The sequence below is a fragment of the Ignatzschineria ureiclastica genome (assembly GCF_003121845.1).
GTDB classification, from domain to species: Bacteria; Pseudomonadota; Gammaproteobacteria; order Cardiobacteriales; family Wohlfahrtiimonadaceae; genus Ignatzschineria; species Ignatzschineria ureiclastica.
In genome coordinates this window covers 444,370-459,097 of record NZ_QEWQ01000004.1, presented here as the reverse complement: position 1 = coordinate 459,097, position 14,728 = coordinate 444,370, and the positions used below count along the sequence as shown (strand labels likewise).

Below are 14,728 nucleotides of genomic sequence, written 5' to 3'. Positions count from 1 at the left end.
ATTTGCTAAAACGGGATGAGTGTAATAACACATTCATCCCGTTGTTGTATTCACTATCCTATATTTCTGTATATGAAGTTATCATGTATAGTAATGTCGGTTCAAAATAAGCTTATTTAAATGCCGGCGCATCGGTTGTAATAAGTAAGGAAGCCGTTCTATCCGGCATCTTGCAAGTGTTGTTTAAAATCATTTTTCTTAAACCAAATTTACTATATAACCTACAGGCTTAAGACTTACAGGCTACAGGTTATAGAGAAATGCGATAGAGAGGCTCTGTAAGGTAATATAGCGATAAAGGAAATAGCTACCTACAACAGAGACAATAATCAGTATAATGATTCCTAAAGGTGTTCCTGTACGAGATGGTGGACCATATTGATTAAGCTGTTTATTGCCGGGCATAATAAAAGGAAAGAGTCTAATTGCAAGGCTCACAGTAAAGAGCATAAAGAAGTAAGTATAAAAAGCCCCTCGAGAGAGTGTCATCGGTAACATGATGACCGCAAGGTCAAGTAGATAGGGGCAGAGAAAGAGTAGGCAAGACCACCAACCTGAGAGTGAGATATCATGTAAGCGCATAATAATCATTCGTAAATAGAGCACTATGATCGCCCCCACATAGCCACTATAGAAAATAAGGCGAATGAGATTTTTTGTCATATCAATGGATTTATCATTTTCACTAAATAATGAAAAGATCCCTTTTTCTGCGACATAGAAGTAGAGCAGATAGATTAGAGTAAAAAGTACCAAGTAGGTGACAAAACGATTGGCAAATTCTAATCGACCAATTCTCCCTGTAAAGCTTAAAGAGAAGTAAGGCGGTGCCTTGATTCGTTCGTGTTGTTTGCTCATGAAACTCCTTATACAGGTGATATTGCATGATTGATTAAGAACGTATTATAGGTTGTTCTATAAAACCACTCAAGCTGCGCAATTTGATTTCAATAGGTTCATATAAAAATCCCCATTAAAAATGGGGATTTCATTATGAATCAAAGAGTAACCAGAATATAAACGGCACTTATTTAATAATACTTACTATAACAATGCTTATTTGTGCTCTTTAGCTTGCTTAGCTTCAGCTTTCTCTGCTTCGCGCTCTCTAAGTTCTTCAGGTGTTTCAAAATTGAGGGGTTTGCCTGTTAAGACACGCCAGATCACTTTTTTGAAAGCCCAAATATTGACAATGCCGAGTACAATGAGCGCTACAATGACGAAATAAGCAAAGTAGAATTCAGACATTAATTTTGGATCTGCTAAAAATCCTGAAGTATCAAAACGAATCACAATGAGTGATACAAGCATTATCACAAATGCAATAAGTAATAAGCTCATCCATAACTTTTTGACCCCCTCTTTTGATAAAAAGAAGAGAGAGACAATATAACCGATGACAGCAATAGCAAAAAAACCTACGACAATCAGTAATTCCATAGACATAGTAAACTCCTATCAATAATAAAAGAAAAAATTATGCATCCTGCGTAGGGGTATTTTCATGACCTTGTTTATTTTGTTCCTTGAGATATTCCACTAAAAATTGGTGAAAGTCCTCCACTTTTTGTGCGCCTTGTATTGCGACTTCATTGTCAATGACAAAGAAAGGAACGCTTTGAATATTAATTCGGTGAGCAATGGCTTCATCATCGCGTACCGCATTGACGTAAACCTCATCATCTAATGCTTTTTTAACATCCGTCAGATCGAGTTTAAGTTTATCGGCGATTTCAATCAGTGCAACGATATCACTTAAATTAATGCCATCTTGAAAATAGCCTTTAAAGAGCAAATCGGCACAAGCTTTAATCTTACTCGGTGCTTTGTTTGCAACATAATGCAACAGTTGGTGCGCTAAGAAAGTATTGGTAGGAATGATTTTATCATTATTAATCGTTAATCCTACAGTTGCTGCCATACCAGCAGAGTTCACCGTTAGCTCTTTTGCTTTTTCTACAGTTGTTTGGTAACGTTCAGCTAATACTTCCGCGAGTGTTTGATCCGTAAAAAGAGGTGCATCAGGTGCTAATTCAAAACTGCGGTATTGAATTTTGATTTGCGCCATTTCATCTTCGGAGAGAAGCATGATTGCCTGTTCTAGATTATGCTTGCCGATATAACAAAAGGGGCAAGAGAAATCAGACCAAATTTGGATATTCATAGTGATTCTTTCCTTTTTCGAGGATAAATGAGATGATTCTTGCTATTGTAGCGTAAAACCGCATCATAAAGCACTATCATCGTAACTATTTATTAGTTTTTGCCGATATTTTGCAAAATAAAGTCAATCTTATTAGTGAAATAGAAAATCGATAATAGATAGTGCTTAGCATTGAGATAAGCTTATTTTGAACCGATACAATATAATAATGGAGAGGAGTTTATGAAAGGTGAAAGAACGGTTACGGCGATTAATCGCTATCAAGGAATGAATCTTTTAAAGACATTAGAGATTGAAATTCTACAATTAGAGGCTGATTATGCGGAAGCGATCATGCCGGTGACTGAAAAACATCAACAGACAATGGGATATCTACATGGTGGGGCAACGATTGCTTTAGCTGAAACCATTGGGGGTATCGGATCGTATGCGATTTTACCTGCTGAGCTCGGTTGTGTCGGTATGCAAATCAGCGCAAGCCATATATCATCGGCAAGAGTAGGGGATCGAGTGATAGCTAAAGCGACATTACAGCATCGTGGTAAGCGGACTCATGTTTGGGATGTGAACGTCTATTCCGGGACCACAGGCAAATTAGTTTCAACCATAAAGGTGACTAATGCAGTAATTACGCTCCCCACCGATAGCGGGCAAGTAACTAGGTAGAATGACATTTACATAATGTATTAGTATGCTAGTTACCAAGATTATAGCCAAAGCTAAGGCGACCATAGACTTGATTAGAGTAGTCATTGCGATAATGCATACTTGGACTACTAGAAGCGCAACCGGCGATGATCAAGGTGAATAAGATGATTGTTGTGGGGATTAAGATCTTTTTCTTCATGATTAAACCTCTTATATATCACTAACATTCTACCATATTACTCATATCGAGTTTATTTTGCCAAAACTAGCTATAGTTAAATCCCGAAATGATAAAAAACCCTAGATCGAAATCTAGGGCTTTTAATGTTACTCACATTGAGTAGCTTATTAATGTACTAAATACTTAGTAAACTAAACAACGATTAGTAGTAACGGATTCTACGGTTCGATTCGCGCATTATACGTTTATAATGACGCTTTTGAGCCGCAGCCTTCTTACGCTTTCTTTCAGTTGTCGGTTTTTCATAGTACTCACGTGCACGCACCTCAGATACGATACCTGCTTTCTCGCAAGACCGTCTAAAACGACGCATAGCAACGTCAAATGGTTCATTCTCACGAATTTTGACGGAAGGCATTGAACATCACCCCAATTTAATAAAGTTTAAATAAAAATTGCTCTTATTAAAGTATGATAATCAGGCTTTAAGAAGAGCACCAATTCACTAGTGTAGCCTAAATCATTTGAGATTTCAATGAAGAATCAAGGATAGAGGCTACTTCATGAATACTTTTGACTATCTTTGCGCTTGATTCATAAGCTCATCGAAAGTTTTCTTTTCAGTAACAACTGCCGCTTTTTCAGCTAAAAGATCAACTACTTGATCTTCAAGTGCGATATTGCGGATATTTTGCATACTGTTCTTATCTTTTTTGAAGTGTTCGATCACTTCAGCTGGATCTTCATAGGTTGAAGCGATGAGTTCTAAACGCTTATCAACATATGCTTCATCAGGTTTCATTTGGCTATCTTCGATAAATTGGCTTACAAGAAGACTTAAGCGTACTTTTTGTTCAGCTTGTTTTGCGAAAATTTGTTGGATTAAGCCCATTAACTGATCAGCTTCTTCACGTGTTTTTGGTTGTGGGAAGTTTGATTGTTGTGCCATTGATTGTGCTTCAGCGATGACTAATGCTTCAGGCACTTCTACTTCATGATTTTTCTCGAGAGATTCAAGAATAGAAGCTTTAAAGCGATTATGAATTACGTTATTTAATTCACGCTCCATATTTTTGCGAAGCTCTGAACGAAGTTTTTCAACATCGCCATTTTCAATGCCGAAACGTTCTGCAAATGCAGCATCAATTTCAGGTAATTGACCTTCTTCTACTTTATTGACTTCAATATCAAATTCAGCTTCTTTACCCGCTAACTCTTCTGATTGATAGTCCATAGGGAAGGTGACTTTAATCGTTTTGATATCGCCTTTTTTCATACCCACGATTTGATCTTCAAAACCAGGGATCATTGTGTTAGAACCAAGGAGAAGCGGAGTATCATTTGCAGAGCCACCTTCAAATACTTCACCATCAACACGACCTACAAAGTTGATGGTTACGCGATCTTCAAGTTTAGATGCAGCTTCTGTTTCTTTCCAAGTTTGGCTCTGTTTTTGAAGTGTTTTAAGCATGTTCTCAAGATCAGCATCCGTAACTTCTGCTTCAAATTTCACAGCTTCTAACTTGTCAAGATGATCAAGTTTCACTTCTGGCATCACTTCAAATTCTGCAGTGAACGAAAATTTGTTCTCTGGATTTGGCATATCTACAACAGGTTGACCTGCTGGAGAGAGCTTGTTTTCAGCGATGATTGCTTGGTATTTTTTGCCAATAGCTTCGCCAATGACTTCGTTCTCAACTTCTGCACCATGCATGCTGCGAACGACTTTAACTGGTACTTTCCCAGGGCGGAATCCATCAACACGGACGCGGCGAGCAAGATCCTTGAGACGATTCTCAATATCTTTGTTGATCTCTTGCTCATCAAGTTCAATCACTACACGGCGTTTGAGGCCTTCTAATGTTTCTACTGACATATCTTATACCTGACTGTTAAGTTGAATCTGAAAATTAAATCAATAAATCAAATCTAAACGAAAAATTTGAATTTAACCTAATGTAAACCTTGGTTATTTTAACTAAATTTAAACGCTTTGATTAAACTATTTTGCTATATAACTAGAACTATCTAGAATTACTAAAAATTTAAATATAAAAAAAGGTGCTATGTAAGCACCTTTTAAATCTTATTAAGGTGATCTAATCACCATAACTAAATATGGTGCGAGCGGAGAGACTCGAACTCTCACGGATGAACCACTAGATCCTAAGTCTAGCGCGTATACCAATTTCGCCACGCTCGCATTTGAGATGTAGATTATACAGTACTATCAAATCTTGTCAAGAAATTATTGCGTATCGTTTCTTTATTTCAGTTTGAAAAGATCGTTGCTGACAGACCGTTGCTACAGAGAAAGATGATAATCTATTTTGGTAAAATTACAACCCTTTTTCTTACTCAAAATTGTAGAAATAATAGGCGATATTGAGAGTTTCCCTTAGAAATAGGGAGTTACATATCTCTGATATCTGTAATAGGATCATCCGACAGCATGGTAGGGCGCTGTATATACGCAATGATTTTTTCAGCGCATTCGTGGGGTGTGAGTAGAGTGCCACTCTCTTTCATCTCAATAAAACGCGCAACACTTGGGAATGCGGATTGCTCGCTTCCTCGAATCTCTTTTTGCATATCGGTATCAATGACTCCGGGGGCTAATGCCGTAACCGCAATAGGGTATTCCATAGATTGTTGCTCAAGATAGAGTGCCCGACTAAAGTGATCGATGGCGGCTTTGGTCGTGCAATAAATTGACCAACCTTCGTAAACATGACGACCTGCACCAGAGGAGATATTGATAATACGTTTAGTGATAGGAAGTGATTGTGTCAGTGCTACAAAGGCATTGCTCAGTTCAATCGGTGCAGTCACATTAATCGCAATCGCTTTATGAATAGCATTGGTGTTTAACGCCCCGATTTTTTGAATGGGTTCGATAACGCCGGCATTGTTAATGAGCGTTACTTCACTTGCTAACGGTAAGAGCGGCGTTAGCCATTCCATAATGCGTAATGTGGCTTCCGGTGCTGTAATATCCATTGTCATCAGATTAGAAAAACCTGCAGGATTAGTTCGAGCAACTCGTAAAACTTTATGTCCTTCCGCTTCTAATATTGAAGCTAAGCTATTACCAATACCTTTCGATGCCCCTGTAATAATATAGACTTTCATAATCTCTCCTAGTTGGCTGTTCTATTAATGCTATTGAATGTTATTCAATAACAAACTGACGAATCTTATTTTAACATTAAATCTTCAATAAGTGGTTGATGAGGTTATTAGAACTATTTTAGATGTTATTGCTAATAACGTTATGATCATCAGTGTTATTACGGATTGAACCCATTTTCGAGAAACCTTTCAAAAAAATTCACATTTTTCAGGTATAATAACCCCCTTGTAAATTCGATATAGATACAGATTAGAGATAGGATCCTCATTATGATGAAAGCTTCTAAACGACTACTTACCCTCGCTCTTTTAACAAGTTGCTTCGCTTTAGCTTCTGCGGAACAGCTCTATATTAGTGATAAGCTACAAGCGCCGGTTCGAGCAGGTTCAGGGGATAACTATCGAATTACTAAGATGATTAATGCCGGAGAACCTGTAGAGAAGCTCGCTACGCGAAACGGTTATGTACAAATTCGTTACGATGGTAATCGTACTGGGTGGATTCACAGTCAATTTCTGATGGATGAACCTAGTGCCCGTAATTATATTGAAGAGGCGAAAGCCCGTTACGAACCACTTCTTAAAGAAAATGAGTCGTTAGAGGCTGAAATTGAGCGATTGAAGCAACAAGAAGAGAGCAATATCCAAAAGCTCAATGATGAAAAAAATGCTATGGCTTCAGAAGTTGAAATTTTAACGGCTGAAAATGAGGCGCTAAAATTGGAGATTGTTGAACTCAAAAAGCTCTATTCTCATGAGATGGAATTAGCTCAAAAGAATGAGGAGCTCAATAAACAAGATCATGTGCAAAAGGTTGAAATTACCCGTTTAAAACAGGAAAACACCCGTTTACAAGATGCGAATCGGAGTAATGAGTGGACGGTGGGTGCCTTAATTCTATTAGGTGGTATTATTCTAGGATCAGCGATCCTACCTCGTCTTTTTGCGAAAACACGCCGTAAGCGTAGTTGGGACTTCTAATAAGCGTCTATTCGTGTATGAATACAAATTTATAAATGGGAATGAAGTGTTATAAATTGTTTGAGGCTTGAGAGAAAAATTTGACACCTCTCATAATAAGCGCTTAAATAGAACTTGCCGATTTGATACAGCTTGCGGGCACAACAGCTAAAGCGTGATATAGAGAGTAGAGTCATTAGACTATCTCTTCTATCCGAATAGATGACCCGTAACAGATGTTGCGGGTTTTTTTGTGTCTTTTTGGTAATGAATTATTTAGGTCTATCTGAAAAGTGCATCTGAAATAGCCATTCGAATAGTTGGATTCAAATAGCTATATACGAACAATATATTCGGATAACAATTTTATCGATGATGTCAGGTAGTAGACCAACATCTCATAGGACGAGGAGGAATTTTAATGAAGCAATACTTTCAGCGATTTTATCAACACACATTGGGTAAAATAATCACTATAGTTGTGATCTCAGCTCTAGTGCTTGTGGGTTGTAATGAGACACAAAAAAATAGTGAAATAGGTCAAGCAACTGATAAAAAAGAGATTGTTATCGGTGTTACCGTCGGTGTCAACGGGCAAATGGTGCGAGATGTTGTCGGCCCACTGCTTGAGAAACAAGGTTACAGTTACAAGCTCATTGAATTTGCCGACTATATCCGTCCTAATTTAGCACTAGCTGACGGTGATTTAGATATTAATATCTTCCAACATAAGCCCTATTTAGATGCTTTTAAGGCGCAACACAATTTAGCCATTGAAGAGGTTTTTCAAATTCCAACGGCTCCTTATGGACTATATGCCGGTAAAACTAAACGCTTAGAAGATGCGCATCAAGGAATGAAAGTCTCTGCACCGAATGATCCTTCTAACTATGCGCGAGTGCTTGTGATTCTCGATCATTTAGGTTGGATTAAGTTGAAAGAGAATACGAATTATCTGACAGCTTCTCGCGAAGATATTGCTGAAAATCCCCTTAATATTGAGATTATTACATTAGATGCCGGACAACTGCCACGTTCATTACAAGATGTCGATTTCTCAGCGATCAATGGGAATTTTGCGATTAGTGCGGGTTTAGATCCTAAAAATGCGATCTTCACAGAGCCGACTTTTACCTTTGTTAACTGGTCAGCTGCGCGTATTGAAGATCGTGATGCACCGTGGTTAAAAGCGATTACCGAGGCATTTAATTCAGATGAACTCAAAGCCTATACTGCTGAACATTTTGAGGGTTATCAATTGCCGGAAGCTTGGGCGCAAGATAATCGTTAATCGATTCAATAAGTTACATTCAATAAGATATAGTTAATGGTATGCATTCAAGAAAATATATTTAAGAACATATAGTTAAGAAGATACCTACATACCGATATTTCACATCGACTTCATAATCAATGAAGATCATCTTAAGGAGATAATATGAAACAACTCGTTAAAAAAAGTCTTTTAGTTGCATTAATCGGTGCAACTTCTATTTTAGCCGCTTGTAATTCTGAGGATAAAACGGCGGATTCTCACGATTTGAAAAAAATCCGTATCGGCACAACAGTCGGGGATTTTGCAGATATGGTGACTGATTCTGTAAAGCCACAATTAGAGAAAAAAGGCTATGAAGTAGAGCTTGTTGTTTTTACCGATTACGTCTTACCCAATAGAGCATTAGCGGATGGTTCACTAGAGATTAATACCTTTCAGCATCTGCCATATTTGAACTCTTTCAAGACATTGAATAATTTAGATTTAACCGAGGTATTTCAAATCCCGACAGGGCCTTTAGGGATTTATAGTGGTAAGAAAAATAGCTTAGAGAATTTACCTAAGGGAAGTAAATTTGCCGTTGCCAATGATCCTAGTAACTTCTCTCGTACTTTGATGTTGCTTCAAGATGCCGGCTTAATCACACTGAAAAACGGCATTGATCCACTGAAAGCAACGAAAGCAGATATTGCCGAGAATCCTTATGCCATTGAGTTAGTACAATTAGAAGCACCTCAATTACCGCGCGTGCGGGAAGATGTAGATTTTGTGGTGATTCCTGGTAACTATGCGGCAAGCTCAAAAATTCCTTTCTCTGAAGCACTTTTCACTGATCCTGGCTTCATCTTTATTAATTGGGCAGCGGTGAAAACTCAAGATGTCGATGCGCCTTGGTTAAAAGATGTGACTGAAGCTTATAATTCGGATGAATTTAAAGCTTATGCAAAAGAGCGTTTTGCTGGTTATAAATATCCTGATGCTTGGGGAAAGTAGCAATCGATGAGTCGTATTAAGTAATATAGGTGTAATAAACACAAATAAGCGTATAGAAGTAATAAGATATAAGATAAGGATTAAGCCATTATACTGATGAGTTCTTGAAGAGAATCAATCGGAATAATGGCTTTTTTATTTCTTCCAATTTTTTTCTCACCTCTATTTCATCGCTTTAGTGTGCCGGTACCATTGAGCCATCTTGTAGGATTGCGTGAATCTTTCCATCCCAAAATTCTACTAAAAATAGATCCTCTAATTGATGGAGATTTAATTGGGCAAGCTCTCTTTTTAACCAAGCTTCATCTCGGCCAATTTTTTCTAATTCATCTTTATAAATCTCCCCTTCTTTTAGTAACACTATTGAGGGCATTTGCGCACGATCACAGATAATAGTCAGTTGGCCATTGGGTTCAATTTGCGCAAAATAGACCTCTTGAAAAGAGTGAATACCTTGAGCATGCATTTGGGAGAGAATATTAAGAATATCTATTTTATTCTGTTTCTCTTTCAGTGTTTCCATCTGAAATTGACCATCTTTGATAATCGTAATGGGATTACCGATAGTCACATTCCGTACTAGACGAATATGCTTGCTAATCCAATGAATGAGGCTAATCATTGAGACGCCAATGAGTAGCACGACAATATATTGTGTTAAGGGAATAGCATCGCTATAGATGACACCGCCGATAATACCACCGAGTACAAAATTACCAATAAAATCCACCGGCGTCAGTTGCGATAGCTGTGTCCGACCGGTGAGATTCATATGGGTCAAAATAATGGTAAAGCCAATCATAAATTTGATAATTGCTAATAGATAGTAGGGCATAATGTCGCTCTTTTATGTTGTTGACAATGAATCAGTTAAAAGGGGGGCTTTGGAAAGTCTTTGAAATAACAAAATGCAATAACAAAACGCGATAATAAAATGTTATAACCAAAAGGAGATAACAAGATAAGTGCTCTCTTATTCCTCTATTTTAAATAGATTTAAAAATATTGATATTCTATTTAAGTGTTATTGCTTCTATGATGACGTTATTTGTCGATAAAGGATTCTCTTTTGCCAAAATCAATGATTTAATAAGAGGAATAAACTTTAAAATACTTTAACTTATATGTTAAGTATGCTTTAATGATTGCATGAAATTGTATAATGAAATCATATAGTGAGAAAGTAGCCAAATTGAAAAGGAGATTGTAGATGAAGCGATATGTGAAGTGGTTAGGCGTTGCACTAATAGGATTAGTCGTTGCCGCTTGTGGTAATAGTGAACAAGATGATGCTAATAAAAAGGTATTACGTGTAGGTATGCCACCTAGTGCTCATAATGTATTAGTAGAAAAAGTGGTTAAGCCACAATTAGAGGCGGAAGGTTATACGATTGAATTTCTCAATTTTAGTACGCTTCGCGATGCTAATACTGCGTTAGTCGAGGGGGGAGTTGATTTTCATACCGCACAGCATCAAGCCTACTTAGATGTCTATAATCGGGAAACAGGGCAAGATTTAGTGTCGATTGTTCATACGCCTTCAATTCCTGCATTTATCTACTCGATTAAACAAGATTCTTTAGATAATATTCAGTCTGGTGAATCAGTTTTAATTCCAAACGATCCTTCTAATATGGCGCGTTCCTATGCACTTTTAGATAAAATCGGCTGGATTAAAGTTGATCCCAATGCGGATATTGCGACTTTAACGCAGAAAGATATTATTGAAAATCCTAAAAACCTGCAGTTCAAAGAAGTTGATTCAGCTCTTATTCCTCGTCTATTAGATGAGATCGATTATGGTGTAATGCCGGGCGGTGTTGCACTTCTTGCTGGCATTGGTTCAGAGCATGCATTAGCGCATGAGACTTTTTTACCAAGCCTTGAGTTATTGGTGACAGTGAAAGCAAAAGATGCCAATACAGCATGGGCCAAAGATGTAAAAAAAGCATTTCAATCTGATGAAATGCGTCAATTTATCGAGAATGATCCTGAAAGCAAAGGCTGGTTTATCTGGCCTGAGGGTTAGTAATGATTTGATAATATAGAATGTTTTAAATTCTATATAGATAAAAATAAGTCAAAATTGATTAATAGCCGTTTCTTTTGAGAGAAAGAAACGGTTTTTTTGTGCAAAAAAAAAGCAATTTAAAATATAAATAAGGTGGTTTTAACTTACCTATAATAATTCTTTGTTAAAGATAACTATTTAATAATAAAAAGATATCTTCTATAAAGCGATTTTTCATCTTGGATCTTGATATAGATCCTAGCTCAATTTATCAAAAATTGATCGTGATCAATAAAAAAGAGGCGTGATATGATACGCGCTTCGTAAATTTATTTGATTTTTTATAAACAATTGGTAAAGGTAGTTAAGATGAAAATTTCACGACGAAAATTCCTTATCGGAGCTGGTGCAGTGGGTGCATTAGGTGCAGGAGCTGTAGTGACCCCTATGATGCGTAGAGAAGGAACGTTGATTCAAACTAAATCTCGGGCGCAACATGTTGTGGGGACTGAAGGTCCTTTACCAAAGCAATCTGACGTTGTGATTATCGGTGCTGGTATCCAAGGGATTATGACAGCGATTAATCTTAGAGAGCGTGGTTTAAGCGTTACTATCTGTGAGAAAGGTGAAGTCGGTGGTGAGCAATCAGGTCGTGCTTATAGCCAAATTATCAGCTATAAAACCTCTCCTGAAATTTTCCCTCTACATCATTATGGTAAAAAATTGTGGCGTGAAATGAATGCGCGTGTCAATGATGATACAAGCTATCGTACACAAGGCCGAGTGGAAGCCATTGCAACAGATAAAGAACTTGCAACAGTGAGAGAATGGATTGCACTCAATAGCGAAGATCCAGGTTTTGATACACCGCTTAAAACGCGTATTATTCATGGTGAAGAGCTAGCAGCTCGTCTTCCAAATGCGCAAACGAATTGGGAGATCGCCGGATTTGAAGAAGATGCAGGTTCTGTTGACCCTGAAACAGGGACACCTGTATTAGCACGTTATGCTCAAAGAATCGGTGTAAAAATCTTCACTAATTGTGCAGTACGAGGCATTGAAACTGAAGGTGGTAAAATTGCTGATGTAGTTACCGAAAGAGGCAATATCAAAACCTCATCAGTGGTACTAGCTGGTGGTATTTGGTCACGTCTCTTTATGGGGAACTTAGGCGTTGATCTTCCAACTCTCAATGTTTACCTTTCACAACAACGTGTTTCAGGCGTTCCTGGCGCACCAAAAGGTAATGTTCATTTGCCAAATGGCATCCATTTCCGCGAACAAGCTGATGGCACTTATGCTGTTGCACCGCGTATCTTCACAAGCTCAATCGTGAAAGATAGCATTCTGTTAGGTCCTAAATTTATGCATCTTTTAGGGGGTGGTGAATTACCGCTTGAGTTCAAAATTGGCCCTGATTTCTTAAGTTCATTCCAAATTCCAACCTCTTGGAATTTAGATGAAGTTACGCCATTTGAGAAAAACCGTATTGTAACGGCAACTCAAAATAATGAGCATTTAGATGCGGTATTTAATCGGATGAAACGTGAATTCCCACAATTTGAAGCATCAGAAGTGGTTGAGCGTTGGGGTGCAATCGTAGCACCAACTTACGATGAATTGCCGATTATCTCTAAAGTGCCACAATATCCAGGTTTAGTGATTAATACTGCAACCGTTTGGGGTATGACAGAGAGCCCTGCAGCAGGTGAATTGACGGCTGACTTGGTCATGGACAGAAAACCTGTGATTAATCCAACACCATTTGATGTAACACGTTTTAGTTAATATCACAGTAACAGATGGAAGATCTTAAGTATTTTAGACGGAGATCTTCTTTGATCAAGGTAGGTTATCTGCCGAAATAGTGAGATCCGGTAATGGATTTCAAAAATTGTTAAATAGGAGTATATATTATGCGTTTAAAGAGTCTTTTATTAGCCCTTCCATTCGTGGTAGGTGTTGCAAGTGCTGACGATGCAGTGGTTTACCATAAGTTAGAAGGTATGCCTATTTCTCAATCAGTAGAGATTCCTGCAGGCAAAAATCTCGTATTTTTAAGCGGTAAAGTTCCTACTGTGAGCAATCCTGATGCACCCGCTAATTCACTCGAAGCATACGGTGATACAGAAGCGCAAACTGTGAATATCTTAAAACAAGTAGAAGAGAATCTTGCAGAACTTGGCTTGACTATGGAAGATGTTGTTAAAATGCAAGTCTTCTTAGTAGGTGGCGAAGAGACTGATGGCACAATGGATTTTAAAGGTTTTATGAATGGTTATTCACAATTCTTTAACCCAGAAAAAACGAACAAGTTACCAGCTCGTTCAGCATTCCAAGTGGCTAAATTAGCGCACCCAGCATGGCGCGTTGAGATCGAAGTCACTGCCATTCGTCCATAGGATTGATCTTTATAAGGTATATCCTTATAAGTTGTAAACTGATGAATAATTAAAGCCTTCATATTCTCTTGAGAGTGTGAAGGTTTTCTTTTGGGATCCTCATAATACTCGTAAAAATGGTACAATATCCCTCAATAAAGTAGCGTTTATGAGATATTGTCAACTATTAGAGAGATAGACTTTCATCTTAGATGATTTATCTTAGAATTTAAGTAACATAGACGCATAGACAGTACAAGTATAGTAATATCGGTTTAAAATAAGCTTGTTTAAATGCCGGCAGATCGGTTGTAATAAGTAAGGAGGCCGTTCTATCCGGTATCTTGTAAGTGGTGTTTAAAACCATTTTTCTTAAACCAAATTTACTATAATGTAGATAGCACATAGGTAAGGAGATATGATGACCTTAGGAGAAGCGCTCAACATACGCGCAGATTTACAAAAAAGAATTGCTCAACTTAATGAACGTTTATTAGAGAATGTCAAAGTTCAAGAAGGTGATACACCCGCTTTAGATCCTATTGAGGTGCGTAAAGAGCTCTTTATTGCTATTGATCAATTAGGACATTTAGTGGGAAGAATCAATCAGACTAATAATGAAACCCCCTTTTCTGAAACAATGAGCCTTGCGGATGCCCTGATCGAGCGGGAGAATCTGATGAAAAAGCGGGATACATTAAATCAGATGATCAATCGAGCATCCGAAAATGCTAATCGTTACAGTATGTCTGAGATTAAATTCTTAAGCATTGTCGATGTCGCCGAGCTTTCTAAAGAATATGATGCACTTGCTAAAAAATGGCGAGAATTAGATACCCAAATCCAAGCGACTAATTGGCGTACAGCGCTTGTAGAGGCAAAGTAATGGGTTATAATGTTTAACGGCAAAGTAGAAAAGGCGAGTGCTAAAACCAACCCTTAACCAATGAGCGCTAACAACGCAATCCTTATCATCATTTAC

The 14,728-nt window shown here is 37.8% G+C and carries 16 protein-coding genes and 1 tRNA gene; 8 read left to right on the top strand and 9 right to left on the bottom strand.

Annotated features, from left to right (window positions below; all coding sequences use genetic code 11):
• Positions 1 to 243: 243 nt before the first annotated feature.
• The 3 genes from DC083_RS07490 to DC083_RS07480 form a co-directional block, all read right to left on the bottom strand.
• Positions 244 to 858: a DUF805 domain-containing protein gene (locus DC083_RS07490; RefSeq protein ID WP_109189586.1), complete on the bottom strand. Its 615-nt coding sequence runs from the start codon at positions 856 to 858 to the stop codon at positions 244 to 246.
• A gap of 198 nt (positions 859 to 1,056) precedes the next feature.
• Positions 1,057 to 1,446, bottom strand: a complete 390-nt coding sequence (locus DC083_RS07485) for a hypothetical protein (protein WP_109189585.1) — start codon at positions 1,444 to 1,446, stop codon at positions 1,057 to 1,059.
• A 31-nt stretch (positions 1,447 to 1,477) separates the two neighbouring features.
• Positions 1,478 to 2,164, bottom strand: a complete 687-nt coding sequence (locus DC083_RS07480) for a DsbA family oxidoreductase (protein WP_109189584.1) — start codon at positions 2,162 to 2,164, stop codon at positions 1,478 to 1,480.
• Between the two features lie 222 nt (positions 2,165 to 2,386).
• Here DC083_RS07480 and DC083_RS07475 point away from each other — a divergent pair, with 222 nt between their 5' ends.
• Positions 2,387 to 2,830 carry a PaaI family thioesterase gene (locus tag DC083_RS07475; RefSeq protein ID WP_229822312.1) on the top strand — a complete coding sequence of 148 codons (444 nt, stop codon included), beginning with the start codon at positions 2,387 to 2,389 and terminating at the stop codon, positions 2,828 to 2,830.
• A 28-nt stretch (positions 2,831 to 2,858) separates the two neighbouring features.
• On the opposite strand, the gene DC083_RS10180 is transcribed toward DC083_RS07475, so the two are convergent.
• The 5 genes from DC083_RS10180 to DC083_RS07455 all read right to left on the bottom strand — a co-directional run bounded on the left by DC083_RS10180 (position 2,859) and on the right by DC083_RS07455 (position 6,125).
• Complete coding sequence (locus tag DC083_RS10180) at positions 2,859 to 3,011, bottom strand: hypothetical protein (protein WP_157954904.1); 153 nt, start codon at positions 3,009 to 3,011, stop codon at positions 2,859 to 2,861.
• Between the two features lie 184 nt (positions 3,012 to 3,195).
• Complete coding sequence (gene rpsU, locus DC083_RS07470) at positions 3,196 to 3,411, bottom strand: 30S ribosomal protein S21 (protein WP_084331539.1); 216 nt, start codon at positions 3,409 to 3,411, stop codon at positions 3,196 to 3,198.
• Positions 3,412 to 3,570: 159 nt separating this feature from the next.
• On the bottom strand, positions 3,571 to 4,869 hold the full coding sequence (gene tig, locus DC083_RS07465) for a trigger factor (protein ID WP_109189583.1): 1,299 nt from the start codon (positions 4,867 to 4,869) through the stop codon (positions 3,571 to 3,573).
• Positions 4,870 to 5,112: 243 nt separating this feature from the next.
• Positions 5,113 to 5,196, bottom strand: a tRNA-Leu gene (locus DC083_RS07460).
• Positions 5,197 to 5,405: 209 nt separating this feature from the next.
• Entirely contained in the window at positions 5,406 to 6,125 is a 720-nt protein-coding gene (locus DC083_RS07455) for an SDR family NAD(P)-dependent oxidoreductase (protein WP_229822316.1), read from the bottom strand.
• 270 nt (positions 6,126 to 6,395) lie between these two features.
• On the opposite strand from DC083_RS07455, the gene DC083_RS07450 reads away from it, so the two are divergent.
• The 3 genes from DC083_RS07450 (at position 6,396) to DC083_RS07440 (ending at position 9,354) form a co-directional block, all read left to right on the top strand.
• Complete coding sequence (locus DC083_RS07450) at positions 6,396 to 7,106, top strand: TIGR04211 family SH3 domain-containing protein (RefSeq protein WP_109189581.1); 711 nt, start codon at positions 6,396 to 6,398, stop codon at positions 7,104 to 7,106.
• Between the two features lie 400 nt (positions 7,107 to 7,506).
• A complete protein-coding gene (locus DC083_RS07445) occupies positions 7,507 to 8,376 on the top strand; it encodes a MetQ/NlpA family ABC transporter substrate-binding protein (protein WP_109189580.1) in 870 nt (289 codons plus the stop codon).
• A gap of 147 nt (positions 8,377 to 8,523) precedes the next feature.
• Positions 8,524 to 9,354, top strand: coding sequence for a MetQ/NlpA family ABC transporter substrate-binding protein (locus tag DC083_RS07440; RefSeq protein WP_109189579.1), 831 nt, complete (start codon positions 8,524 to 8,526; stop codon positions 9,352 to 9,354).
• A 175-nt stretch (positions 9,355 to 9,529) separates the two neighbouring features.
• Here DC083_RS07440 and DC083_RS07435 read toward each other — a convergent pair whose 3' ends face one another.
• Entirely contained in the window at positions 9,530 to 10,189 is a 660-nt protein-coding gene (locus DC083_RS07435) for a DUF421 domain-containing protein (RefSeq protein WP_109189578.1), read from the bottom strand.
• A gap of 375 nt (positions 10,190 to 10,564) precedes the next feature.
• On the opposite strand from DC083_RS07435, the gene DC083_RS07430 reads away from it, so the two are divergent.
• The 4 genes from DC083_RS07430 (at position 10,565) to DC083_RS07415 (ending at position 14,632) form a co-directional block, all read left to right on the top strand.
• On the top strand, positions 10,565 to 11,383 hold the full coding sequence (locus tag DC083_RS07430; RefSeq protein ID WP_109189577.1) for a MetQ/NlpA family ABC transporter substrate-binding protein: 819 nt from the start codon (positions 10,565 to 10,567) through the stop codon (positions 11,381 to 11,383).
• Between the two features lie 351 nt (positions 11,384 to 11,734).
• Positions 11,735 to 13,153: an NAD(P)/FAD-dependent oxidoreductase gene (locus DC083_RS07425; RefSeq protein WP_109189576.1), complete on the top strand. Its 1,419-nt coding sequence runs from the start codon at positions 11,735 to 11,737 to the stop codon at positions 13,151 to 13,153.
• A 128-nt stretch (positions 13,154 to 13,281) separates the two neighbouring features.
• Positions 13,282 to 13,767, top strand: a complete 486-nt coding sequence (locus DC083_RS07420) for a RidA family protein (protein ID WP_109189575.1) — start codon at positions 13,282 to 13,284, stop codon at positions 13,765 to 13,767.
• 397 nt (positions 13,768 to 14,164) lie between these two features.
• Positions 14,165 to 14,632: a DIP1984 family protein gene (locus tag DC083_RS07415; protein WP_157954903.1), complete on the top strand. Its 468-nt coding sequence runs from the start codon at positions 14,165 to 14,167 to the stop codon at positions 14,630 to 14,632.
• The last annotated feature ends 96 nt before the right edge of the window (positions 14,633 to 14,728 follow it).